This is a genomic window from Streptomyces sp. NPDC029164, assembly GCF_055563995.1.
Window position 1 is genome coordinate 59,098 of record NZ_JBVHWW010000019.1, and the last position, 22,010, is coordinate 81,107.

Sequence of the window (22,010 nt, forward strand, 5' to 3'; positions counted from 1 at the left end):
TGCGGTGGTGGTGCGGGTGGGACGGGTCAGAGCCGGCAGGCGTGGATCGACGTGGTGAGGATCGCGCGCGCGCCGAGCTCGTACAGGTCGTCCATGATCCGCTGGGCCTCCTTGGCCGGGACCATGGCGCGGACCGCGACCCAGCCTTCGTTGTGCAGCGGGGAGACGGTCGGCGACTCCAGGCCCGGGGTGAGGGCGACCGCGCGCTCCAGGTGCTCGGCGCGGCAGTCGTAGTCCATCATCACGTAGCTGCGGGCGACCAGGACGCCCTGCAGGCGCCGCAGGAACTGCTGGACCTGCGGGTCGTCGGCGTCGGCGCCGTTGCCGCGGATGACGACGGCCTCGGAGGTGAGGATCGGCTCGCCGATGACCTCCAGGCCCGCGTTGCGCAGGCTGGTGCCGGTCTCGACGACGTCCGCGATGATCTGGGCGACGCCGAGCTGGATGGCGGTCTCGACCGCGCCGTCGAGGTGGACGACGGAGGCGTCGATCCCCTTCTCGGCGAGGTGCTTGGCGACGATTCCCTCGTACGAGGTCGCGATCGTCATCCCGTTGAAGTCCTCGGGGCCCTTCGCGGTGCCGGGGGTGGTGGCGTAGCGGAAGGTGGACCGGCCGAAGTTCAGCGGCAGGATCTCCTCGGCGCTGGCGCCGGAGTCGAGCAGCAGGTCCCGGCCGGTGATGCCGATGTCGAGCTTGCCCGAGGAGACATAGATCGCGATGTCCTTGGGGCGGAGGTAGAAGAACTCCACCTCGTTCCCGGGGTCGACGACCACGAGCTCCTTGGACTCCTTGCGCATCCGGTAGCCGGCCTCATGGAGCATCGCCGACGCCGGTCCGGAGAGAGAACCCTTGTTGGGGACGGCGATGCGCAGCATGGGGCTTCCTTTGATGCGTGGGTGGTGCGTGCTTACGGGTGGGTGTACGGGCCGGAGCTCAGAGGTGCGCGTAGACGTCGTCGAGGGAGATCCCGCGCGCCACCATCATCACCTGGACGTGGTAGAGCAGCTGGGAGATCTCCTCGGCGGCGGCTTCCTTGCCCTCGTACTCGGCGGCCATCCAGACCTCGGCGGCCTCCTCGACGACCTTCTTGCCGATGGCATGGACGCCCTGGTGGACGAGCTCGGCGGTACGGGAGGTGCTGGGGTCGCCGTTGGCGGCCTTGAGCTGGAGCTCGGTGAAGAGGTCTTCGAAGCTCTTGGAGGGTTTGTTCGCCATGATGTCCTTAGGGTACGGGCTCACCCGGGTGTCCCCGTGCCGGGGTTCACTCCTTGGACTAGCGCCAGGGTTCGCTGACGGTCCGCAGGGTCATGGCGGTGGAGACGGCGGCGGTGACCGCTTCGTGCCCCTTGTCCTCGTTCGATCCCTCGAGCCCGGCGCGGTCCAGCGCCTGCTCGTCGTTGTCGCAGGTCAGTACGCCGAAGCCGACGGGGACTCCGGTGTCGATCGACACCTGTACCAGGCCCTGGGTGACGCCCTGGCAGACGTAGTCGAAGTGCGGGGTGCCGCCGCGGATGACCACGCCGAGCGCGACGATGGCATCGTAACCGCGACCGGCCAGTACCTTCGCCACGACCGGCAGCTCGAAGCTGCCGGGGACGCGCAGCAGGGTGGGCTCGTCGATGCCCAGCTCGTGCAGGGCCCGCAGGGCGCCGTCGACCAGTCCGTCCATGACCTTCTCGTGCCACTGGGCCGCGATCACGGCGACTCGGAGGTCTCCGCAGTTCTTCACGCTCAGTTCGGGTGCGCCCTTGCCGCTCACAGCTCTGCTCCTCGGTGGTTCGTGGATGTACGTACGGGTGGTGGTGGTGCGTGCTTACTGGTTGCCGCAGGCGGACGTGGTCACGGGCCCGTCCAGCCAGGGCAGGTCGTGGCCCATCCGGTCCCGCTTGGTGCGCAGGTACCGCAGATTGTGCTCGCCGGCCTCGACCGGCATGGCCTCCCGGCCGGTGACCTCGATGCCGTGCCGGACGAGCGCGGCGGATTTGTCGGGGTTGTTGGTGAGCAGCCGGACGGTGTGCGCGCCGAGGTCGGCGAGGATCTGCGCGCCGGCGGCGTAGTCGCGGGCGTCGGCGGGCAGGCCCAGCTCCAGGTTGGCGTCGAGGGTGTCGCGGCCGCGCTCCTGGAGCTCGTACGCGCGCAGCTTGGACAGCAGCCCGATGCCGCGGCCCTCGTGGCCGCGCAGGTAGACGACGACCCCGCGGCCCTCGGCCTTGATCCGCTCCATGGAGGCGTGCAGCTGGGGGCCGCAGTCGCAGCGCTGGGAGGCGAAGATGTCGCCGGTCAGGCATTCGGAGTGCATGCGGACCAGGAGGTCGCTGCCGTCGCCGATCTCGCCGTGGACGAGGGCGACGTGCTCGACGCCGTCGACTGTGGAGCGGTAGCCGAAGGCCGTGAACTCGCCGAAGGCGGTCGGCAGGCTGACCTCGGCCTCGCGGCGCACGGTGGGCTCGGCGGAGCGGCGGTAGGCGATCAGGTCCTCGATGGAGATGATCGTCAGGCCGTGCTTGCGGGCGAAGGGGATCAGCTCGGGCAGGCGCAGCATGACGCCGTCCTCGCCGGCGATCTCCACGATGGCACCGGCCGGGCGCAGGCCCGCGAGGCGGGCCAGGTCGACGGCGGCCTCGGTGTGGCCGCCCCGGACCAGGACGCCGCCGGGCTTGGCGCGCAGCGGGAAGATGTGGCCGGGGCGGACGAAGTCGCCGGGGCCGCAGACCCCGTCGGCGAGGAGCCGCAGGGTGGTGGCGCGGTCGGCGGCCGAGATGCCGGTGGTGACGCCGTGGGCGGCGCTCGCGTCGACGGAGACGGTGAAGGCGGTCTTCATCGACTCGGTGTTGTTCCGGACCATCTGGGGGAGTTCGAGCCGGTCCAGCTCGGGGCCCTCCATGGGGGCGCAGATCAGGCCGCGGCACTCGCTCATCATGAAGGCGATGATCTCCGGGGTGGCCTTCTCGGCGGCGATGACGAGGTCGCCCTCGTTCTCGCGGTCCTCGTCGTCGACGACGACGACCGGCCGGCCCGCCGCGATGTCGCGGATGGCCTGCTCGACGGGGTCGAGGAGGAAGGTCTCTTCGGGGATCTCGGGCACGGGCTTGAGGCTGGTCATGCCGTTGCTCCTTCCAGGGCCGTGGCGGGGGTGGTGGTGCGCGAGCGCTGGTACCAGTCGTAGGCGCCCCAGACGACGAGGGCGAAGTACACGACGTAGACGAGGCCGGAGAAGGCCAGGCCGCCGTTGAAGGCGAGGGGGACGCCGACCAGGTCGACGAGGAGCCAGGCGATCCAGAACTCGACGAGGCCGCGGGCCTGGGCGACCATCGCGACGATGGTGCCGACGAAGATGTAGGCGTCGGCCCACGGGCTCCAGGACAGGTCCGGGTAGAGCGTGAACAGGCCGCCGACGGCGAGGGTGCCGAGCGCCGCCCCGGCGAGGAGCAGCGCGCGCTCCTTCCAGGTGGCGGTGCGCACGGCGATGGAGCCGTCCTGGGCCTGCCGGCGGCCGAGCTGCCAGGCGCGCCAGCCCCACGCGGCCACGCCGATGACCAGGAGCTGCTTGCCGATGCCGCCCGTGAGGTGGGCGGACGCGTAGGCGGCGATGAGGATCAGGCCGGAGAGGAGCTGGGCGGGCCAGGTCCATATGGAGCGGCGCCAGCCGAGGGCGAGCGCGGCCAGGCCCATCAGGTTGCCGATCATGTCGGACCAGATGACCTTCTGGCCGAAGGCGGTGAAGGCCTCGGCGTTGAGCCAGGTCAGGGCGGTCACCGGCCGTCTCCCGCCGGATTGGCGTGCAGCGGGTCCACGCCGGCGGCCAGGAGGCGTTCGACGTACTTCGCGAGGACGTCGACCTCCAGGTTGACCGGGTCGCCGGCCTGCTTGTGGCCGAGCGTGGTCAGGGCGAGGGTGGTGGGGATGAGGCTGATGGTGAACCAGTCGGCGGCGGCCTCGACCACGGTGAGGCTGACGCCGTCGACGGTGATGGAGCCCTTCTCGACGACGTAGCGGGCGAGGTTCCGCGGGAGGGCGACCTTGACGATCTCCCAGTGCTCGGAGGGGGTCCGGGAGAGGATCTCGCCCGTGCCGTCCACGTGTCCCTGGACCAGGTGGCCGCCGAGCCGTCCGCCGAGGGCCATCGGGCGCTCCAGGTTGACCCGGGAGCCCTTGGTCAGGGCGCCGAGGCTGGAGCGGTTCAGGGTCTCCTGCATGACGTCGGCGGTGAACTCGCCGTCGGCGCTCTCCACGACGGTCAGGCAGACGCCGTTGACGGCGATGGAGTCGCCGTGCTTGGCGCCCTCGGTGACGAGGGGGCCGCGCAGCCGGAAGCGGGAGGCCTCCTGGAGCTGCTCGACGGCGGTGACCTCGCCCAGTTCTTCGACGATTCCGGTGAACACTCAGTGCTCCTTCGGGGCGGTGGTGGGGATGGCGGTGATGCGGAGATCGGGGCCCACGCGGACGGCCTCGGTGAGGTCGAGGCGGACGGCCTGGGAGATGTTCGTGATGCCCGCGTCGCCGAAGGCGGCGGGGCCGGCGCCGAGCAGGGCCGGGGCGAGGTAGCCGACGACCCGGTCGACGGCCCCGCCCTCGGCGAAGGCGCCCGCCAGGGTGGGGCCGCCCTCCAGGAGGAGGGAGCGCACGCCACGGGCGTACAGCTCCGTCAGGAGCCGGTGGATCGGGATCCGGCCGTCGTGCAGGGGCAGCCGCAGCACGTCGACGCCGGGCAGGTGGCCGGTGTCGGCGTCCTCGGCGACGACCAGCAGCGTGGGCGCGGAGTCGTCGAGGACGCGGGCGGACGGCAGGATTCCGGCGTGGGTGTCGAGAGCCACGCGCAGGGGCTGGGTGGCTCCGTCGATGCCGCGCACGGCCAGGTGCGGGTCGTCGGCGCGCAGGGTGCCGCCGCCCACCAGGACGGCGTCGGCCTCGGCGCGCAGCCGGTGGACGTCCGCGCGGGACTCGGCGGAGCTGATCCAGCGGCTGGTGCCGTCGGCCGCGGCGCTGCGGCCGTCGAGGGTGGCGGCGTACTTCCAGGTCACGTGGGGGCGGCCGAGCCGTACGGAGGTCAGCCAGGCCGTGTTGCCGGCCTCGGCCTCTGCTTCCAGGAACCCGGCCTCGGTGTCGACCCCGGCGGCTCGCAGGGTGGCCGCGCCGCCGCTGGCCTGCGGGTTCGGGTCGGAGACGGCGTAGACCACGCGGGCGATGCCGGCCTCGACGAGGGCGCGGGCGCAGGGTCCCGTACGGCCGGTGTGGTTGCAGGGTTCGAGGGTGACGTAGGCGGTGCCGCCGCGGGCCGCGGCGCCCGCGGCGCGCAGGGCGTTGACCTCGGCGTGCGGGCCGCCGGCGCGCTCGTGCCAGCCCTCGCCCACGACGGTTCCGGCGGCGTCGGTGATGACGCAGCCGACGACGGGGTTGGGGCTGGTGGAGCCGAGTCCGCGGGCGGCGAGCTCGACGGCTCGGCGCATGGCACGGGTACCCGCGTCGGATGCGGGTGCTGCGTGCGCGGCGTGTGTCGCCACCGGGTCCTCCTGCCTCATCGGGCACGGACTCCGGGGCCTGTCGGGATACGACAGATGAAGCGGTCCAGCTCACAGGGGGACGCCGAGGCCGAAAAAACGGTCCGATCGGGCATGTCCGCAGGGATATGCCGATGAACCGCCGACGGCGGCGTACCCGTGACTGGCCCGCCGCGCACTGCCTCCCATCCGGACTTTAACCGTCGGTCCAGGAATCTCACCTGGTCAACCGGCCGCTGGCTGCGGACGGGTCGCGGACTGTAACCGCCGGTTCGGAATTACACCGACCCCGGAGTGCGCTGCTACTGGTACTCCAGCCAGTCTGCCACGGGTGATCCGCCGCCATGCAGGTGATGCGGTGTGGCCTGGCTCACAGCGAGTCGCCGTCCGTGCGGACCCTGTCAAGTGGAACGGGGTTGGTCCAGACCTATTGACGAGGTGGTCTAGTCCTCTTAACGTTCCCTTCATCTTCCCGGGAACGGCCCGTCAGATGTGCGCACGTCACGGGCCAACACGCCTGCGCACCATCCCTGTTGCTTCATGTTGTGTCCACTTGTGTCCCGCATCCTCCCCTCCCCAGGAGGCACCATGCTGTCCCCCACACGTACGAGAGCGATGCTCCTGGCATCCGGCGCCGCGATCGCCGGACTGCTGGTGGGCGGGCTCTCGGCGGGCGTCTCCCACGCGGCCGACAACGAGTCGTGTCGCCCCGACGGGCTCTACAAAACCGCCGGCGTCGACGTCCCCTACTGCTCGGTCTACGACTCCGAGGGCCGCGAGAAGATGGGCGCCGACCACCAGCGCCGCGTCATCGGCTACTTCACCGGCTGGCGCACCGGCAAGGACGGCACCCCCGCCTACCTCGCCCACAACATCCCGTGGTCCAAGGTCACCCACCTGAACTACGCCTTCGCCCACGTGGGCGCCGACAACAAGATCTCGGTCGGCTCGGACAACGTGAACAACGCCGCCACCGGCATGACCTGGCCCGGCGTCGCGGGCGCCGAGATGGACCCGGCCCTCCCCTACAAGGGCCACTTCAACCAGCTGACCAAGTTCAAGAAGCAGCACCCGAACGTCAAGACGCTGATCTCGGTCGGCGGCTGGGCGGAGACCGGCGGCTACTTCGGCGACGACGGCAACCGCGTCGCCTCCGGCGGCTTCTACTCCATGGCCACGAACGCCGACGGCTCGGTGAACCAGGCCGGCATCGACACCTTCGCCGACTCCTCCGTCGAGTTCGTCCGCACGTACGGGTTCAACGGCGTCGACATCGACTACGAGTACCCGACCACGATGAAGGACGCGGGCAACCCGCTCGACTGGCAGCTGTCCAACGCCCGCCGGGCCGGCCTGGTCCAGGGCTACGCGGCCCTGATGAAGTCCCTGCGCGAGAAGCTCGACCGCGCGGGCGCCGCCGACGGCAAGCACTACCTGCTCTCCGTCGCCGCCCCCTCCTCCGGCTACCTCCTGCGCGGCATGGAGACCTTCCAGGTCCAGAAGTACCTGGACTACGTCAACATCATGTCCTATGACCTGCACGGCGCCTGGAACGAGTACGTCGGCCCCAACGCCTCGCTCTTCGACGACGGCAAGGACGGCGAACTCGCCGCCGCCGGCGTGTACTCCACCTCCCAGTACGGCGGCATCGGCTACCTCAACACCGACTGGGCCTACCACTACTTCCGCGGCTCGATGCCGGGCGGTCGCATCAACATCGGCCTGCCCTACTACACCCGCGGCTTCAAGAACGTGCAGGGCGGCACCGACGGCCTGTGGGGCAAGGCCCCCGCGACCGCCTGCCCGGCCGGCGCCGGCCTGACCAAGTGCGGCGACGGCGCGGTCGGCATCGACAACCTGTGGCACGACAAGGACACCAACGGGGTCGAGTCCCCGGCGGGCTCCAACCCGATGTGGCACGCCAAGAACCTGGAGAAGGGGATCGTCGGCGACTACGTCACCACGTACGGCTTCCCGGCGAACACCACGCTGACCGGCACCTACGTCCGCAAGTACGACTCCACCCTGGTGGCGCCGTGGCTGTGGAACGCGCAGAAGAAGGTCTTCCTCTCGACGGAGGACGAGCAGTCGGTGGCCGCCAAGGCCGACTACGTGGTGAACAAGGGCATCGGCGGCACGATGGTCTGGGAGCTCGCGGGCGACTACGCGTACAACGCCGCCAAGGGCCAGTACGAGAGCGGCGACACGCTCACCGACACGATGTACCAGAAGTTCAAGTCGGCCTCCCCGTACGGCGCGAAGAAGGCGGGCGCCACCGCGCTGCCCACCCAGGCCGTGAACATCAGGACGGAGTTCACCGAGTTCAAGCTGGGCGACTCCAACTACCCGCTCACCCCGAAGCTCAAGATCACCAACAACACGAACGCGACGCTGCCCGGCGGCACCGAGTTCCGGTTCGACTACGGGACCTCGGCCCCGGACAACGCCTCCGACCAGTCGGGCTTCGGCACCAAGGTGATCAGCAGCGGTCACACCGGCAACAACGTCGGCGGCCTGAAGGGCGACTTCCAGCGGGTCTCGCTGAAGCTCCCGGCCTGGCAGACGCTGGCCCCGGGCGCCTCCCTCGACCTGGCGTTCAACTACTACCTGCCGGTCTCCACGCCCTCCAACTGGACGGTGAACATCTCCGGCACCACCTACGCCCTCGCCGGGGACCTGGCGCGCGGCACCACGGTGACGGAACCGGGCGGCACCCAGCCGCCGACCACCCCGCCGACCACTCCCCCGACCACGCCGCCCACCACCCCTCCCCCGACGGGCGGGACCTGCACCGGCCCGGCGTACGCGGCGGGCACGGTCTACAACAGCGGCAACGTCGTCTCGCACAAGGGCCACCACTGGAAGGCCCAGTGGTGGACGCAGAACGAGGAGCCCGGCACCACCGGTGAATGGGGTGTCTGGAAGGACCAGGGCGCCTGCTGACCCTGATCCGCGCCCGAGCGAGTGACCGGGGACCCGGTGGCCCGGCGGCCACCGGGTCCTCGCCCGTGCCTACGCTGTCCCGGTGAGCACCCATGTCACCGCGACCGACGCGGTCTTCGAGGAACACCGGCCCCGGATGTTCGGCATCGCCTACCGCATGCTCGGCTCCGCCGCGGAGGCCGAGGACACCGTGCAGGACGCGTACCTGCGCTGGGCGGCGGCGGACCGCGCGGACGTCGGGCACCCGGGGGCCTGGCTCGCCAAGGTCGTCACGAACCTGTGCCTCAACCACCTCACCTCGGCGCGGGTCCGGCGCGAGGAGTACGTGGGCCCCTGGCTGCCGGAGCCGGTCCTCACCGGGGACGGGACGCTCGGCCCGCTGGAGTCGGCGGAGCAGCGGGACAGCGTGTCCATGGCCCTGCTGGTGCTGCTGGAACAGCTCACGCCGGTGGAGCGGGCGGTGTACGTGCTGCGCGAGGCCTTCGCGTACGGCCACCGGGAGATCGCCGGGCTCCTCGACCTCTCCGAGGCCAACTGCCGCCAGCTGTACCGGCGGGCGGCCCAGCGCGTGGAGGCCCCGCGGCCGCGCTTCCGGCCCGACCCCGCGCAGTGGCAGGGCCTGGTGGACACCTTCATGTCGGCGGCGCGCAGCGGGGACGTGTCCCGGCTGGAGAGCATGCTGACCGCGGACGTGCGGTACGTGTCGGACGGCGGTGGCGTGGTCAACGCGGCGCGGCGGCCGATCCTGGGCCGCGACAAGGTGGCCCGCTTCGCGATGGGCGCCCTGGGCAAGTACGTGGCGGGTCTGCCGGTCACCCTCACGGAGGTCAACGGAGCCCCCGCGCTGCTGTTCGGGGAGGCCGCGGTCCTGCTGATCGACTTCGAGGACGGCCTGGTCAGCGGGATGCAGGCGGTCGTGAACCCGGAGAAGCTGGAGTTCCTGCGGCGCCAGCTGTCACATTCCTGACGGCTGTCCGGTCCCTGCTGGCGAAGGCTTTTCCCCAGGGAAGGACGGACGGACCATGAGCACCATCCTCGTCACCGGCGGCACGGGAACCCTCGGATCGCAGGTCGTCACCCGGCTGCGGGACGCGGGCCACGAGGTCCGCGTCCTGAGCCGGCACTCCCCGGACCACCCCGTCGACCTGCGGGACGGCGCCGGGCTGGACGCGGCGGTGGCCGGGGCGGAGGTGGTCGTGCACTGCGCGAGCAGCCCGCGCGGCGGGGACGACACGGCGGCGGGCCATCTCATCGAGGCGGCCCGGCGGGCGGGGGTCGGGCACCTCGTCTACATCTCGATCGTGGGCGTGGACCAGGTCCCGTACTCGTACTACCGGGTCAAGCTCAAGGTCGAGCGGATGCTGGAGGAGTCGGGCCTGGGCTGGACGGTGCTGCGCACCACCCAGTTCCACGACCTCGTCCACGGCTACTTCCGGGCGATGGCCAAGCTGCCGGTCCTGCTGGTGCCCGCGGGGACCCGGGACCAGCCTCTCTCGGTGGACGAGGTCGCGGACCGGCTGGCGGCCCTCGCGGCCGCCCCGCCGGCGGGGCGGGTACCCGACATGGGCGGCCCGGAGTCGCGCGAGATGACGGACCTGGCCCGGGCCTACCTCCGCGGCACGGGCCGCCGCCGCCCGGTCCTCCCGGTCCGCCTCCCGGGCAAGGCCGCCGCGGCCTTCCGCCGCGGCGCGCACCTGGCCCCGGCGCACGCCGTCGGCAAGGCCACGTTCGAGGACTTCCTGGCGGTTTGGCTCCCGCCCGGGGATGCCGCCGCTTCCCGGTAACGGCGCCGCAACCGGGGCTCCGCCCCCGCCCCCACCGGGCTCCGCCCCGCACCCCGCGCCTCAAACGCCGGCGAGGCTGAACTTGTGCGGCGAGACTGGGTGGTGCGGCAAGGCCGAAGGGTGCGGCTCAAAGATCGGGGCTCCGCCCCGGACCCCGCGCCTCAAACGCCGGCGAGGCTGAACTTGTGCGGCGAAGCCGGATGGTGCGGCCAGGCTGGAGTAGCAGCCGGGCCGGTTGGGTCGGGGTCGGGTGTGTGTCGGGGTGATCCCCGCAGGGCGCCGAACACAAGGTGCCCAGACGCTCCGACCCCCCGACACGTTCGGCGCCCGAGGAGACGCCCCGGCGCGCGCCCGGCCCCGGCACAACCGGCCCCACCCGTACCCCGCCCGAGCGGTGCAGCCACCCGGCGCCCAGCCCCGGCACAACCCGCCCCCGCCCAAGCGGCGCAGCCAACCCGCGGCGCAGCCAACCGGCGGTCCCTACCCCCCGAACAGGGCGTCCTGCGCCGCCTCGCGGGCGCACAGGCGGGCGCCGGTGAGGACCGCCCGGTCGCCGAGCGCGGTGGCGCGGACGGCGGTCGGGACCGGGGACAGGGTGGCGAGGCGGGCGGCGACGCGGGCGGCCAGTGCGTCGCCCCCGGCTCGGCCGAGTTCACCGCCGAGGACCACGCAGCCCGGGTCGAGCACCGCCGCCACCGCCGCGGCGCCGAGGGCGAGCCGTTCGGCCAGGGCCTCCAGGAACGCGTCTCCGGCCGCGCCGGCGACGGCCTCCTCCGCCGGGCCGCGGAAGCCGTGTTCCGCCGCGAGCGCCGCCACCGCCTCCCGGCCCGCCAGGGCATGGAAGCCGCCCCCGCACTCGGCGGCCGAGGGCAGGGTGCCGGTGCCCGGGACCGGGAGGAAGCCGATCTCGCCGGCCCCGCCGGAGGCGCCCCGGCGCAGCCGGCCGTCCAGGACCACCGCCGCGCCCACGCCCGCGCCGAGCCACAGGAGGACGAAGGAGTCCAGGTCGCGGGCGACACCCAGGCGCTGTTCGGCGAGGGCGGCCAGGTTGGTCTCGTTCTCGACCACGACCACGGCGGGCAGGGTCCGTTGCAGGGCGCTCACCAGGTCGCGGTGCCAGGCCGGCAGGCCGATGGTGTCGCGGAGTTCGCCGGTGGCCGGGGTGACCAGGCCGGGGGCTCCGATGACGACGGTGTGCAGGGCGGACGCGCCGGCCTCGTGTGCGGTGCGCAGCAGGGCCGCCACCGCGTCCTCGGGTGCGCCGACGGGCAGGGCGGCCTCGGCGAGGGGCCGGCCGAGGAGGTCGGTGACGACGGCGGTGACCCGGTCGGTGCGGACGTCCAGGGCGGCGAGGTGGGCGCGGTGGGCGACGATCCCGTAGAGCTTGGCGTTGGGGCCGCGCCGCTGTTCGCCGGACTCCCCGACGACCTCGATCAGCCCGGCTCCGGTGAGCCGGTCGACGAGGTCGGCGACCGAGGGGCGGGAGAGCCCGGTCTTGGACTTGAGCTGGGTGGCCGTCAGCGGCCCGGACTCCTGGAGGAGTCGCAGGGCGAGGCGGTCGTTGAGGGCCCGGGCCGTGCTGGGCGAGGCGGGGGACGGTACCGGGGCGGGGGCGGAAGTCACGGCGCCCATCCTAGGGAGTCGAGGCCGTTAACTATCAGGCAGGGTCCCTGATAGTTTAAGGGTCATGACCGGGGACAACGACCTCAGCCCGGCGCGCCTGCGCCATGCCCGCTTCGCCATCGCGGCCGTCTTCTGCGCCCACGGCGCCGTCACCGGCTCCTTCGCCACCCGCATCCCCTGGATCCAGGACCACGCCCAGCTCAGCGCCGGCACCCTGGGCCTCGCCCTCGCCTTCCCCGCCCTCGGTGCGGCGCTCGCGATGCCGCTGGCCGGGCGGATCAACCACCGGTTCGGCGCGCGCACCGCGCTGCGGGGGCTGCTGGCGATGTGGACCCTCTCCCTGATCCTGCCGAGCCTCGCCCCGAACCTGCCCGCCCTCTGCCTGGCGCTGCTCATCTACGGAGCCACCGCGGGCATGTCGGACGTGGCGATGAACGCGCTGGGCGTGGAGACCGAGAACCGGCTGCGCCACTCGATCATGTCCTCGCTGCACGGCATGTGGAGCGTGGGCGCCCTGCTCGGCTCGGCCGCCGGCACGGTCGCCGCGCACACCGGGGCAGACGCCCGGCTGCACCACCTGGTCGCCGCCCTCGTCCTCACCGCGGCCGGGCTGATCGCCGTACGGGGCGTACTGGACCTGCGCAGCGACGCGGAGGCGCAGGCGCCGCCGCACTTCGCGCTGCCCCCGAAGTCCGCGCTGTTCATCGGGGCCATCGGGTTCTGCGCGGTCTTCGCCGAGGGCGCGAGCCTGGACTGGTCGGCGGTGTACCTGCGGGACGTGCTGCACACGGACGCCGGGCTGGCGGCCGCCTCCACCACCGCCTTCGCGCTCACCATGGCCGTGGCCCGGCTGTCCGGGGACCGGGTGGTGGACCGGTTCGGGCCGGTGCGCACGGTCCGGGCGGGCGGCGTACTGGCCACCGTGGGCGGGCTGCTCGTGGTCCTGGCGCGGAATCCGGGGGCGGCCCTGGCCGGCTTCGCGATGATCGGGCTCGGCATCGCGGTGGTGGTCCCGCTGGCCTTCGCGGCGGCGGGTCGCAGCGGGCCGGCCCCGGCGCAGGCCATCGCGGGCGTCGCGACGATCACGTACACCTCGGGGCTGATCGCGCCGTCGGCGATCGGCGCGGTGGCCGACGCGAGTTCGCTCGTGGTGTCCTTCGGACTGGTCACGCTGCTGGCCTTCGCACTGGTCGTGGGCGCCGCGGTACTGCGCCGGCGGCCGCCGGTCGGGCAGTCTGGGGGCGGGGCCGGCGAGAAGGCCGGCCCGGCCGATCGGGACGAACCCATCGATATCCGGCCGTAATATGTCGACGGGCCGCAGCGGCACTTCCCGTGCGCTGCGGCCTCGACGTGTCAGCGGCCGGCGCCGGGAGCGTCCGGAGATGAGGAGTGGAACATGGGCCTCGGCGTGGGCTGGACCCTGCACGGAGACGGGCGGACCCCCGCCCCCGGCGCGGTGGTCCGGCCGGAGGAGCGGCTGTCGTGGCCGCGGACCGCCGGGCTGGGCGCCCAGCACGTCGTGGCGATGTTCGGCGCGAGTTTCGTCGCACCGGTCCTGATGGGCCTGGACCCGAACCTGGCCATCATGATGTCCGGCGTCGCGACGGTGATCTTCCTCCTCGCGACGCGCGGCCGGGTCCCCTCCTACCTGGGCTGCTCGCTGTCCTTCGTCGGCGTGGCGGCCGCGATCCGGGCCGCGGGCGGAGACAGCGCGGTGGTCACCGGCTCGGTCTTCGTCGTCGGCGTGGCGCTCTTCCTGGCCGGGCTGGCCGTCCAGCGCTTCGGGGCGCGCGTGATCCACACGGCGATGCCGCCCATCGTGACGGGTGCGGTGGTGATGCTGATCGGCTTCAACCTGGCGCCGGTGACGGCGTCCACGTACTGGCCGCAGGACCAGTGGACGGCGTTGCTGACCATGCTGTTCACCGGCTTCGCCGTGGTCTGCCTGCGCGGTTTCTGGTCGCGCATCGCGATCTTCCTGGGGCTGGTCTTCGGGTACACGATCTCCTGGCTCTTCGACCTGCTCTTCGGGAAGATCCACTCGACGGTGGGCGGGGAGGCGGCCGTGGACCACTGGCGCCTGGACCTGTCGGCGGTCGCGAAGGCCGACTGGATCGGCCTGCCGTCCTTCCACGGGCCGTCCTTCGAGTGGTCGGCGATCCTGATCGCCCTGCCGGTGGTGATCGCGCTGATCGCCGAGAACGCCGGGCACATCAAGGCCGTCGGCGAGATGACCGGCGACCCCCTCGACGACAAGCTGGGCACGGCCATCGCGGCGGACGGCGCCGCGTCCATGCTGTCCACGGCGGTCGGCGGCCCGCCCAACACCACGTACTCCGAGAACATCGGCGTCATGGCGGCGACCCGGGTGTACTCCACGGCGGCGTACTGGGCGGCGGCCGGATTCGCGCTGCTCTTCGGCCTGTGCCCCAAGTTCGGCGCGATCGTCGCCGCGATCCCGGGCGGCGTCCTCGGCGGCATCACCGTGATCCTGTACGGGATGATCGGCCTGCTGGGCGCCCAGATCTGGATCAACGGCGGGGTCGACCTGCGCAATCCGCTGAACCTGGTGCCGGCCGCGGCGGGCATCATCATCGGCATCGGCGGCGTGAAGCTCCAGATCACCGACACCTTCGAGCTGGGCGGCATCGCGCTGGGCACGATCGTGGTGATCGGGGGGTATCACGCGCTGCGCTGTCTCGCCCCCGCGCACCTGAAGCCGCAGGAGCCCCTGCTCGACGCGGGCACTTCCGCCTACGACACCGGCGGGGAGGCGCAGGACAAGCCCCGTTGACGGGGTTTCGCCCGAATCGGGGAAGCGTACGGCCAAGTTCCCCGGTTCCGCGGCGGCGCCTGCGACTCTGCCTCCCATGGAAGCGGTGCTGGCGCGGATGCGCGCCCTGGACGAGCGGCTGCCGCCGCAGGACGGTGTCGCCGTCTTCAACCGGGTCTACCTGACCGTGACGGAGACCCTGCACCATCGGATCGAGCACGGGGGGTTCCCGGCGCCGCGCCGGGCGCAGACCCTCAGCGTGCGGTTCGCGGAGCGGTACCTGACGGCGGTGGAGGCGGACCGGGCCCCGGCCTGCTGGCGCCCCCTCCTCCAGTACCGGCGCCACCCCGGGATCCGCCCGCTCCAGCACGCGCTGGCCGGTATCAACGCGCACATCGGCCACGACCTGGCGGTGGCGGTGGTGTCCGCGTGCCGCTCCCTGGACTGCGAACCGGCCGCCCTCGAAGCCGACTTCGACCGGGTCGGCGACACCCTGGTCACCCTGGAGGAACGCATCCGGGAGGACCTGATGCCGGGCCCGGACCTCCTGGAGATCGCCGACCCGCTGACCCACCTGGTCGGCTCGTGGAGCCTGGAGCGCGCCCGCGCGGGCGCCTGGGCGGCGGCCCGCCTCCTGTGGACACTGCGCCGCTCCCCCGAACTGGCCGAGGAGTTCACGAAGTCCCTGGACGCGGGCGTCGGCCTGGTCGGCCGCTGCCTGCTGACCCCCGTCAGAACGCCCTCGCAAGCCGGCCGGACCCCCAGCCGGGTCTGACCTGCACGCCCCCGGGCGGGGCCGCGGGCGCCGTCACCTAGGCTCACGCGATGGGCAGCTTCACGACGCACCGCCTGCGGGCGCACGATCCCGCGCGATCGCCGGCGCTCCGCTTCGCCGCGCTGTGCACGTGCCTCGCCGAGTTCGCCCCGTACGGGTTCCGCGCGACCTACCACCACCTGTGCCACAGCGCGGGGATCCCGCCCGAACCGGAGCAGGACCCGCAGGCGGTGGTACGGGCGGTGGAGGAGCTGCACGCGGCGCGGGAGGTCTGGTTCGCCGCGTTCCGGGCCTGGAAGGGCGCGCGCCGGGTGCAGAAGCTCGCCGGGGTACGGGTCCCGGTGCCGCCGGAGCCGCGCCGCGTGCTGTGGTGCCCCGACCCGGGCTTCCACCCGGCCGAACCGCTCGCGGCGGTGATGCCGCGCATCCTGTGCGCACCGCCGGGGGCGCTCGCGCACTGCCCGGTCTGCCCGGAGGGCCGGGGCACGGTGCCCTGGCACGACGGGAACCGGGTCCACCGGCTCTGCGCGGGCTGCGGGGTGAGCCTCGCCGACCGGCCGGTTCCGCACGATGCCCGCGTCGCCGCCGACCGGGCGGAGCGGTGGCGGCCGGTCTGGAGACGGCGGGCATGAGAACGGGCCGCCGGCCCGCGTGCTGACGTTCGCGGGTCGGCGGCCCGTGATCGGGGGCCGGGAGGGTCAGTCCTCCGGGAGTTCGACCGGGGCGATCTCGTCGTAGACGTCGCCCGGGCCCGGGTTGGTGGAGTCCGTGGACCCGCCGAGGTGGTGCATGACGCCCCAGACGGCGTTGAGGGCGGTCTGGACCGCGCCCTCGGCCCAGCCGGCCGTCCAGGAGATGTCGTCGCCCGCGAGGAAGATGCCGCGCTTGTCCTCGGGGAGGCGGTCCTGCATGAAGTGGGTGAACAGGCGGCGCTGGTAGCGGTAGTGGCCCGGGAGGTTGGCCTTGAACGCGCCCATGAAGTAGGGCTCGTTCTCCCAGGACACGGTGACCGGGTTGCCGATGACGTGGCGGCGGATGTCGACCTTCGGGTAGATCTCGCCGAGGGACTTCAGCATGACCTCCATCCGCTCGTTCGCGGACAGCGGCAGCCACTTCAGGCTGTCGTCGCACCAGGTGTACGAGAGGCAGATGACCGCGGGCTTGTCCGGGCCGTTGTCCAGCAGGTACGTGCCGCGGGTCATGCGGTCGGTGAGGGTCATCGACATGACGTCGCGGCCCGTCTCCTCGTCCTTGTCGAGCCAGAAGGGGCGGTCGACGGGGACGAACAGCTTGGACGACTCCATGTAGTGGGTGCGCTCGATCGCCGTCCAGTGGTCGATCGGGAAGAGCGTGTCGTCGCACTCGATCTTCGACAGCAGCATCCAGGACTGGGCCGTGAAGATCGCGGCGCGGTACGTGCGGATGTCGCCGGAGGAGTCGGTGACCGTGATGCGGTTGCCGGCCGTGCGGTGCAGGCGGGTCACCGCCGGGCGCGGGGTGCCGTCGTGCAGGGTGGACAGCGAGGTGCCCTGGGCCCAGTGCACGATCTTCTCGGGCTCGCGCTCCCACAGGCGCAGCGGCAGCTGCTGCGAGCCGCCCACGATGCCGCGGTGGTGGTCGTCGGCCTCGGTGTAGACGACGCGCAGGATCTCCAGGATGGAGTTCGGGAAGTCGGTGTCCCAGCCGCCGGTGCCGAAACCGACCTGGCCGAAGATCTCGCGCTTGCGGAAGGACTGGAAGGCCTCGGACTTGCACAGGAAGCCGTAGAAGGTCTCGTCGTCGAGCTTCTCGACGAGCTTCGCCCAGATCTCGCGGATGCGCGGGACGTCCCGCTCGCGCATCGCGGTGTTCATGTCGGAGAAGTCGGCGCCCTCGTCGAGGCAGGCGTTCCACGCGGCGGCGACGTCGCGGTAGACCTGCGGGAGGTCGGCGATGGTCTCGGCGTAGTGGGTCTCGCCCTTGAGGTCCACGACCGTCGAGGGGGTGGCCTCGGCGAGCGGGTTCGGGAAGGGCTCGGTGACCAGGCCGACGAGGTCGATGTAGTGCTGCAGGGCCGTGGAGGACGGCGGGAAGCGCATGGCGCCCATCTCCGCGGTCAGTTCCTCGGTGCCGGCGCCCTCGAAGCCGACGGTGCGCAGCCGGCCGCCGATCTGGTCGGCCTCGTAGACGACGGGCTTGAGGCCCATCTTCATCAGCTCGTACGCCGAGATGATGCCGGACAGCCCGCCGCCGATGACGGCGACCTCGGTGCCGAGTTCGGTCGCGGGTATCTGACCGAGACCCGCCGGGTGGGCGAGGAAGTCGTCGTACGCGTACGGGAAGTCCGGGCCGAACATGGTGATCGGCGGCTGTCCGTCGCTGTGCGGGACGGCGGTGGTGGGCACCGTGGACGTCATGGGGGTACGTCTCCTTGCGGCAGGGCTGGGGGAAGGGGTCTCAGACGAGGGAGGCGTAGAGCCCGGGGCGGCGGTCCCGCAGGTAGGGATTGGTCTCGCGGGATGCTGCCAGCAGCTCGGGGTCGGCCTCGCCGAACACCAGCTCCTCGCCGCGGCCGGCCCGGGTCCGGGTGACCCCGTCGGGGCTCGCCAGGCAGCTGAGTCCGACGAACTCGAACTCGCCTTCCGGGCCGGTGCGGTTGACGTACGCGATGTACATCTGGTTCTCGAAGGCCCGTACGGGGACGAGCTGTTCGGCGACGAACTGGAACGGGTGCATCTGCGCGGTCGGCACCAGGAGGAGGTCGGTGCCGGCGAGCGCGTGCGCCCGGACGTTCTCGGGGAACTCCACGTCGTAGCAGATCATGATGCCGATGCGGAGGCCGCCGAGGTCCGCCTGGACGACGGGGGTGTCGCCGGGGGTGAAGGCGTCCTGTTCGAAGCAGCCGAAGAGGTGGGTCTTGCGGTAGTTCGCGAGACGCACCCCGTCGCGGCCGATGAGCTGTGCCGCGTTGAAGACGGCGTCGTCCCCCCGCTCCGGGTAGCCGTACAGGACGGCGATGCCGTGGCGGCGGGCGATCTCGCCGATGGCGACGGCGGACGGGCCGTCGGCCGGTTCGGCGAGCCCGGGGATGTCCTGGAGGTCCAGCGCGTAGCCGGTCAGGAACATCTCCGAGGTGACGAGGAGCCCGGCCCCGCCCTGCGCGGCGTGCGCCGCCGCCTCGTCGAGCGCCGTGAGGTTCTGGGCGGTGTCGCCGAGAACTCCGGAGCTCTGGAGGAGGGCGGTGCGCAGCGCAGGCATGGGCTACCTCTGTGACAGGAGGGGTGGGGTCATACGAAGGTACGTTCGCGCGCGCCACCGGGACAAGCCGTGACCGTTGCGCTGCGCGCATCGATTCGTTGCGTGTTCCGCGACGGGTGCGGCGATTCGTTGCGCGGGACCCCCAGGGGCTCCCGGGGAACCCCTGAGGACCCGCGCGGACCCCCTCCGCGGGCCCCTTCTACGCGGCCTTGCGGAAGGCCGGGTGGCCGGCCAGGAAGCGCAGGTCGTCGAGGATGTCGGGGGTGTGGTCGGAGACGACGCGGCCGCTCCAGGTGTCGACGAGGGCCGGGACGGTCACGGTGCCGTCGAAGTGGTGGCCGGCGGCCTCGTAGGCGAGCCGCAGCGCGGTGTACCCGGCGGATTCGACGGCGGAGCCGATGCCGGAGCCGATGTCGATGCCCGTGCCCGTGCCGGCGGTGCCGGTGACTGTGCCCGTGCCGGTGCCCGTGCCCTTGCCCGTGCCGAGGACCGTGGTGGCGACGGAGTCGTCGAGGCCCAGCACGGCCAGGGCGGCGGCCACCTGCCGGGAGCACGGACAGTCGGCGCGGAGGTAGAGGCGGTAGCGGTGCGGGACGGGGGAGAACCCGGCCCCGATGCGGCCGCGCGGGGCGGGGGCCGGACCGGTGCGGGGCAGGACGGTGTGGGACATGGCTCTCCAGGGGCTGCGCGGGCGATGGCCCGGTCACACGGCGGCCGGGTCACAGGGGTGGCCCGGGCAGGGCCGTGCCTCGGGTGAGGCGGCGCTGCGCAGGCCGGCGCTCCGGGCGCCGTCGCGCACGCCCGGTCCGGGTCACTCGTCTGCGAGGGGGTTCAGCCGCGCGGGCCGAATGCGCTGCACACGCGCAGCAGGTCGATGTGCAGGCGCCGGGTCAGCCACCAGCTCCGCAGGGCCGGGGCTCCCGGTTCCGCCGTCCAGGCCGTGTCCACCGGTGCTCCACCCCCGTCCTCTTCTCGGCCTGTCCAGGCCTGCTCCCGGTCCGTCCCGGCCTCGGCGGCCCGCGTCGTGGTCGCCCGCGGCGCGGTGGTTAGGCTTCCCACGACGGGCACGTTCGTCGTGGCCGTCCCCCGCAGTTTCGTGGCGGCGCCCGGGGCCGTCAAGAAGGCGGCCGCGGGACGGCCGCCGCCGCCCCACGGAAGGAGTCCCGCACCCATGTCCCCCGAGACCGGCACCCTGTCCGCCAGCGCTGTACTCGACAACCCGGTGTGGGCCGCACTGACCGGAACCCACCGCGCTTTCGCCGAGCTGGGGCCGGCGGGTCTGGCCGGCCGGTACACCGTGGACGCCTCCCCCTTCGCGGCGCTGTCCGACCCGGAGGATCCCGGGGCGTGGGCGGACCTGGCCGCGCTGGCGGGACCCGGTCAGGAGGTCTGGGTGACCGGGCTGCCGACCCCGCCGGCGGACTGGGAGACGCTGGTGACGGTGCCGGGCGTACAGCTGGACGGCCGGGCGGTACGGGCCGAGGCCGCGCCGGAGGCGGTCCTCCTGGGCCTCGACGACGTCCCGGAGATGCTGGAGCTGGTCGGGCTGACCCGGCCGGGCCCGTTCCTGGACCGGACGGTCGAGCTGGGCACGTACCTCGGGATCCGCCACGAGGGCCGGCTCGTCGCGATGGCCGGGGAGCGGATGCGGCCGGCGGGCTGGTCGGAGATCAGCGCGGTGTGCACCCATCCGGACCACCGGGGCCGGGGCCTGGCGGGCCGGCTGACCCGTGCGGTCGCGGCGGCGGTCCGCGAGCGCGGGGACAGCCCGTTCCTGCACGCGGCGGCGGCGAACACCGGCGCCGTACGGCTCTACGAGTCGATGGGCTTCACGACGCGCCGCCGCCCGCTGTTCCTGGGGCTGCGCACGCCGGCCGGCGGGGCCTGATCCGGCGGTCGTCGGCGACGGCGGGGTTTCAGCGGGCGGCCTGCGGTCACACGCGGGACAACCCACGGAAAGGAACTGCCATGACCGACGTCTCACGCCTGCCCGGCTCCGCGCACCACTTCTGGCAGTGGCAGTCCAGGGCGGCCTGCCGGGACCTGGGGTCCGGCCGGTTCTTCCACCCCGCCGGTGAGCGGGGCGAGGACCGCGAGCAGCGGGACGCCGCCGCGAAGCGGGTCTGCGCGGCCTGCCCGGTCCGGACGGCCTGCCTCGACCACGCCCTGCGCACCCGCGAGCCGTTCGGCGTCTGGGGCGGCCTGACGGAGGAGGAGCGCCACGCGCTCCTCGGCCCGGCGGGGCTGACGTTGGCGGCCCGCGGCTAGGCCCTCCCGGGCCGGTTGGCCGCGCCGCTCGGGCCGGGCTTCGGGTGGGCCGGTTGTGCCGGGGCCGGGCGCCGGGTGGCTGCGCCGCTCGGGCCGGGCTTCGGGTGGGCCGGTTGTGCCGGGGCCGGGCGCCGGGTGGCTGCGCCGCTCGGGCGGGGTACCGGTGGGGCCGGTTGTGCCGGGGCCGGGCGCCGGGTGGCTGCGCCGCTCGGGCGGGGTACGGGTGGGGCCGGTTGTGCCGGGGCCGGGCGCCGGGTGGCTGCGCCGCTCGGGCGGGGTACGGGTAGGGCCGGTTGTGCCGGGGCCGGGCGCCGGGTGGCTGCGCCGCTCGGGCGGGGTACGGGTAGGGCCGGTTGTGCCGGGGTCGGGCGCGCGCCGGGGCGTCTCCTCGGGCGCCGAACGTGTCGGGGGGTCGGAGCGTCTGGGCACCTTGCGTCGACGCCCTGCGGGGATCACCCCGACACACACCCGACCCCGGCCCAACCGGCCGGTCCGATCTCAGCCCCCTGCGGCCTTTCGGCTTCGCCGCACCATATCCAGCCCCTCCGGCGTCCCCCGGACGAAGTCTGGGGGAGGGTCCGGGCGGAGCCCGGCGGGGCGGAGGCTCGGAGGCTGGGTTGCTGCGGTACGGCCGGCCGGGCCGAGGGTTACGCCGGTGCGCCGGAGGTGAAGCGGCGGAGCAGCGGGGAGAGGACGAGGACCGACTTGGTGCGCTCCACGAAGGGCTCGCCCGCGATGCGTTCCAGGACCCGTTCGAAGTGCCGCATGTCGGAGGCGAAGACCTGGACGAGGGCGTCCGCGTCACCGGTGACGGTCGACGCGGACACCACCTCGGGATATCTCTCCAGTCCTCGCCGGATGTCGTCCGGCGAGGTGTTGTGCCGACAGTAGATCTCGATGAAGCCCTCGGTCTCCCAGCCCATGGCGGCGGGGTCCACGCGCACGGTGAAGCCGGTGATGGCGCCTTCGGCGCGCAGCCGGTCCACGCGCCGCTTCACGGCGGGGGCGGAGAGCCCGACCTCGGAGCCGATGTCCGCGTAGGAGCGGCGGGCGTCCTCGGCGAGGGCGTGCACGATGCGTTCGTCGAGATCGTTCAGTCGCACGGGGGG

The 22,010-nt window shown here is 73.0% G+C and carries 22 protein-coding genes and 1 riboswitch; of the genes, 9 read left to right on the forward strand and 13 right to left on the reverse strand.

Annotated features, from left to right (window positions below; translation table 11 throughout):
• Window positions 1-26 precede the first annotated feature (26 nt).
• Genes hisG through ribD form a run of 7 tightly spaced genes read right to left on the reverse strand, consistent with a single transcriptional unit; the run spans window position 27 to window position 5,519 of the window.
• Window positions 27-875 (reverse strand): ATP phosphoribosyltransferase, encoded by an 849-nt coding sequence (gene hisG, locus ACZ4VT_RS19585; protein WP_467951221.1) that lies wholly within the window; start codon window positions 873-875, stop codon window positions 27-29.
• A gap of 58 nt (window positions 876-933) precedes the next feature.
• Window positions 934-1,215, reverse strand: a complete 282-nt coding sequence (locus tag ACZ4VT_RS19590) for a phosphoribosyl-ATP diphosphatase (RefSeq protein WP_351299314.1) — start codon at window positions 1,213-1,215, stop codon at window positions 934-936.
• A gap of 58 nt (window positions 1,216-1,273) precedes the next feature.
• Entirely contained in the window at window positions 1,274-1,759 is a 486-nt protein-coding gene (gene ribH, locus ACZ4VT_RS19595) for a 6,7-dimethyl-8-ribityllumazine synthase (RefSeq protein ID WP_007262951.1), read from the reverse strand.
• 54 nt (window positions 1,760-1,813) lie between these two features.
• On the reverse strand, window positions 1,814-3,103 hold the full coding sequence (locus ACZ4VT_RS19600; RefSeq protein WP_467951223.1) for a bifunctional 3,4-dihydroxy-2-butanone-4-phosphate synthase/GTP cyclohydrolase II: 1,290 nt from the start codon (window positions 3,101-3,103) through the stop codon (window positions 1,814-1,816).
• The gene (locus ACZ4VT_RS19605; RefSeq protein WP_467951225.1) at window positions 3,100-3,756 is read right to left on the reverse strand and encodes a nicotinamide mononucleotide transporter family protein; all 657 of its coding nucleotides are present in this window, start codon (window positions 3,754-3,756) and stop codon (window positions 3,100-3,102) included. The genes ACZ4VT_RS19600 and ACZ4VT_RS19605 overlap by 4 nt, the downstream gene beginning before the upstream one ends.
• Complete coding sequence (locus ACZ4VT_RS19610; RefSeq protein WP_467951227.1) at window positions 3,753-4,382, reverse strand: riboflavin synthase; 630 nt, start codon at window positions 4,380-4,382, stop codon at window positions 3,753-3,755. Before ACZ4VT_RS19610 ends, ACZ4VT_RS19605 begins: the two co-directional genes overlap by 4 nt.
• Window positions 4,383-5,519 carry a bifunctional diaminohydroxyphosphoribosylaminopyrimidine deaminase/5-amino-6-(5-phosphoribosylamino)uracil reductase RibD gene (gene ribD, locus ACZ4VT_RS19615; protein WP_467951229.1) on the reverse strand — a complete coding sequence of 379 codons (1,137 nt, stop codon included), beginning with the start codon at window positions 5,517-5,519 and terminating at the stop codon, window positions 4,383-4,385.
• Window positions 5,520-5,669: 150 nt separating this feature from the next.
• Window positions 5,670-5,800: riboswitch (FMN riboswitch) on the reverse strand.
• Between the two features lie 286 nt (window positions 5,801-6,086).
• On the opposite strand from ribD, the gene ACZ4VT_RS19620 reads away from it, so the two are divergent.
• The 3 genes from ACZ4VT_RS19620 to ACZ4VT_RS19630 all read left to right on the forward strand — a co-directional run bounded on the left by ACZ4VT_RS19620 (window position 6,087) and on the right by ACZ4VT_RS19630 (window position 10,225).
• Window positions 6,087-8,441, forward strand: a complete 2,355-nt coding sequence (locus ACZ4VT_RS19620; protein ID WP_467951231.1) for a chitinase C-terminal domain-containing protein — start codon at window positions 6,087-6,089, stop codon at window positions 8,439-8,441.
• An 82-nt stretch (window positions 8,442-8,523) separates the two neighbouring features.
• On the forward strand, window positions 8,524-9,408 hold the full coding sequence (locus tag ACZ4VT_RS19625) for an RNA polymerase sigma-70 factor (RefSeq protein ID WP_467951233.1): 885 nt from the start codon (window positions 8,524-8,526) through the stop codon (window positions 9,406-9,408).
• Between the two features lie 55 nt (window positions 9,409-9,463).
• Complete coding sequence (locus ACZ4VT_RS19630; protein ID WP_467951235.1) at window positions 9,464-10,225, forward strand: SDR family oxidoreductase; 762 nt, start codon at window positions 9,464-9,466, stop codon at window positions 10,223-10,225.
• Between the two features lie 480 nt (window positions 10,226-10,705).
• On the opposite strand, the gene ACZ4VT_RS19635 is transcribed toward ACZ4VT_RS19630, so the two are convergent.
• Complete coding sequence (locus tag ACZ4VT_RS19635; RefSeq protein WP_467951237.1) at window positions 10,706-11,857, reverse strand: ROK family transcriptional regulator; 1,152 nt, start codon at window positions 11,855-11,857, stop codon at window positions 10,706-10,708.
• A gap of 55 nt (window positions 11,858-11,912) precedes the next feature.
• On the opposite strand from ACZ4VT_RS19635, the gene ACZ4VT_RS19640 reads away from it, so the two are divergent.
• From ACZ4VT_RS19640 to ACZ4VT_RS19655, 4 genes are all read left to right on the forward strand, one after another.
• On the forward strand, window positions 11,913-13,151 hold the full coding sequence (locus ACZ4VT_RS19640) for an MFS transporter (RefSeq protein WP_467951239.1): 1,239 nt from the start codon (window positions 11,913-11,915) through the stop codon (window positions 13,149-13,151).
• Window positions 13,152-13,244: 93 nt separating this feature from the next.
• Window positions 13,245-14,642 carry a uracil-xanthine permease family protein gene (locus ACZ4VT_RS19645; RefSeq protein ID WP_362814243.1) on the forward strand — a complete coding sequence of 466 codons (1,398 nt, stop codon included), beginning with the start codon at window positions 13,245-13,247 and terminating at the stop codon, window positions 14,640-14,642.
• 76 nt (window positions 14,643-14,718) lie between these two features.
• Window positions 14,719-15,396 carry a DUF5995 family protein gene (locus ACZ4VT_RS19650; protein WP_467951241.1) on the forward strand — a complete coding sequence of 226 codons (678 nt, stop codon included), beginning with the start codon at window positions 14,719-14,721 and terminating at the stop codon, window positions 15,394-15,396.
• Window positions 15,397-15,446: 50 nt separating this feature from the next.
• Complete coding sequence (locus tag ACZ4VT_RS19655; protein ID WP_467951243.1) at window positions 15,447-16,028, forward strand: hypothetical protein; 582 nt, start codon at window positions 15,447-15,449, stop codon at window positions 16,026-16,028.
• Window positions 16,029-16,094: 66 nt separating this feature from the next.
• On the opposite strand, the gene ACZ4VT_RS19660 is transcribed toward ACZ4VT_RS19655, so the two are convergent.
• The 4 genes from ACZ4VT_RS19660 to ACZ4VT_RS19675 form a co-directional block, all read right to left on the reverse strand.
• On the reverse strand, window positions 16,095-17,792 hold the full coding sequence (locus ACZ4VT_RS19660; protein WP_351302486.1) for a flavin monoamine oxidase family protein: 1,698 nt from the start codon (window positions 17,790-17,792) through the stop codon (window positions 16,095-16,097).
• A gap of 40 nt (window positions 17,793-17,832) precedes the next feature.
• The gene (locus ACZ4VT_RS19665) at window positions 17,833-18,633 is read right to left on the reverse strand and encodes a carbon-nitrogen hydrolase family protein (protein ID WP_467951246.1); all 801 of its coding nucleotides are present in this window, start codon (window positions 18,631-18,633) and stop codon (window positions 17,833-17,835) included.
• Between the two features lie 199 nt (window positions 18,634-18,832).
• Window positions 18,833-19,303 (reverse strand): hypothetical protein, encoded by a 471-nt coding sequence (locus tag ACZ4VT_RS19670; protein ID WP_467951248.1) that lies wholly within the window; start codon window positions 19,301-19,303, stop codon window positions 18,833-18,835.
• Between the two features lie 161 nt (window positions 19,304-19,464).
• Window positions 19,465-19,692 (reverse strand): hypothetical protein, encoded by a 228-nt coding sequence (locus ACZ4VT_RS19675; protein WP_467951249.1) that lies wholly within the window; start codon window positions 19,690-19,692, stop codon window positions 19,465-19,467.
• 112 nt (window positions 19,693-19,804) lie between these two features.
• Here ACZ4VT_RS19675 and ACZ4VT_RS19680 point away from each other — a divergent pair, with 112 nt between their 5' ends.
• Complete coding sequence (locus ACZ4VT_RS19680) at window positions 19,805-20,521, forward strand: GNAT family N-acetyltransferase (protein ID WP_467951251.1); 717 nt, start codon at window positions 19,805-19,807, stop codon at window positions 20,519-20,521.
• A gap of 80 nt (window positions 20,522-20,601) precedes the next feature.
• A complete protein-coding gene (locus ACZ4VT_RS19685) occupies window positions 20,602-20,901 on the forward strand; it encodes a WhiB family transcriptional regulator (RefSeq protein WP_467951253.1) in 300 nt (99 codons plus the stop codon).
• Window positions 20,902-21,548: 647 nt separating this feature from the next.
• Here ACZ4VT_RS19685 and ACZ4VT_RS19690 read toward each other — a convergent pair.
• A complete protein-coding gene (locus tag ACZ4VT_RS19690) occupies window positions 21,549-22,004 on the reverse strand; it encodes an Lrp/AsnC family transcriptional regulator (RefSeq protein ID WP_007262967.1) in 456 nt (151 codons plus the stop codon).
• Window positions 22,005-22,010 lie beyond the last annotated feature (6 nt).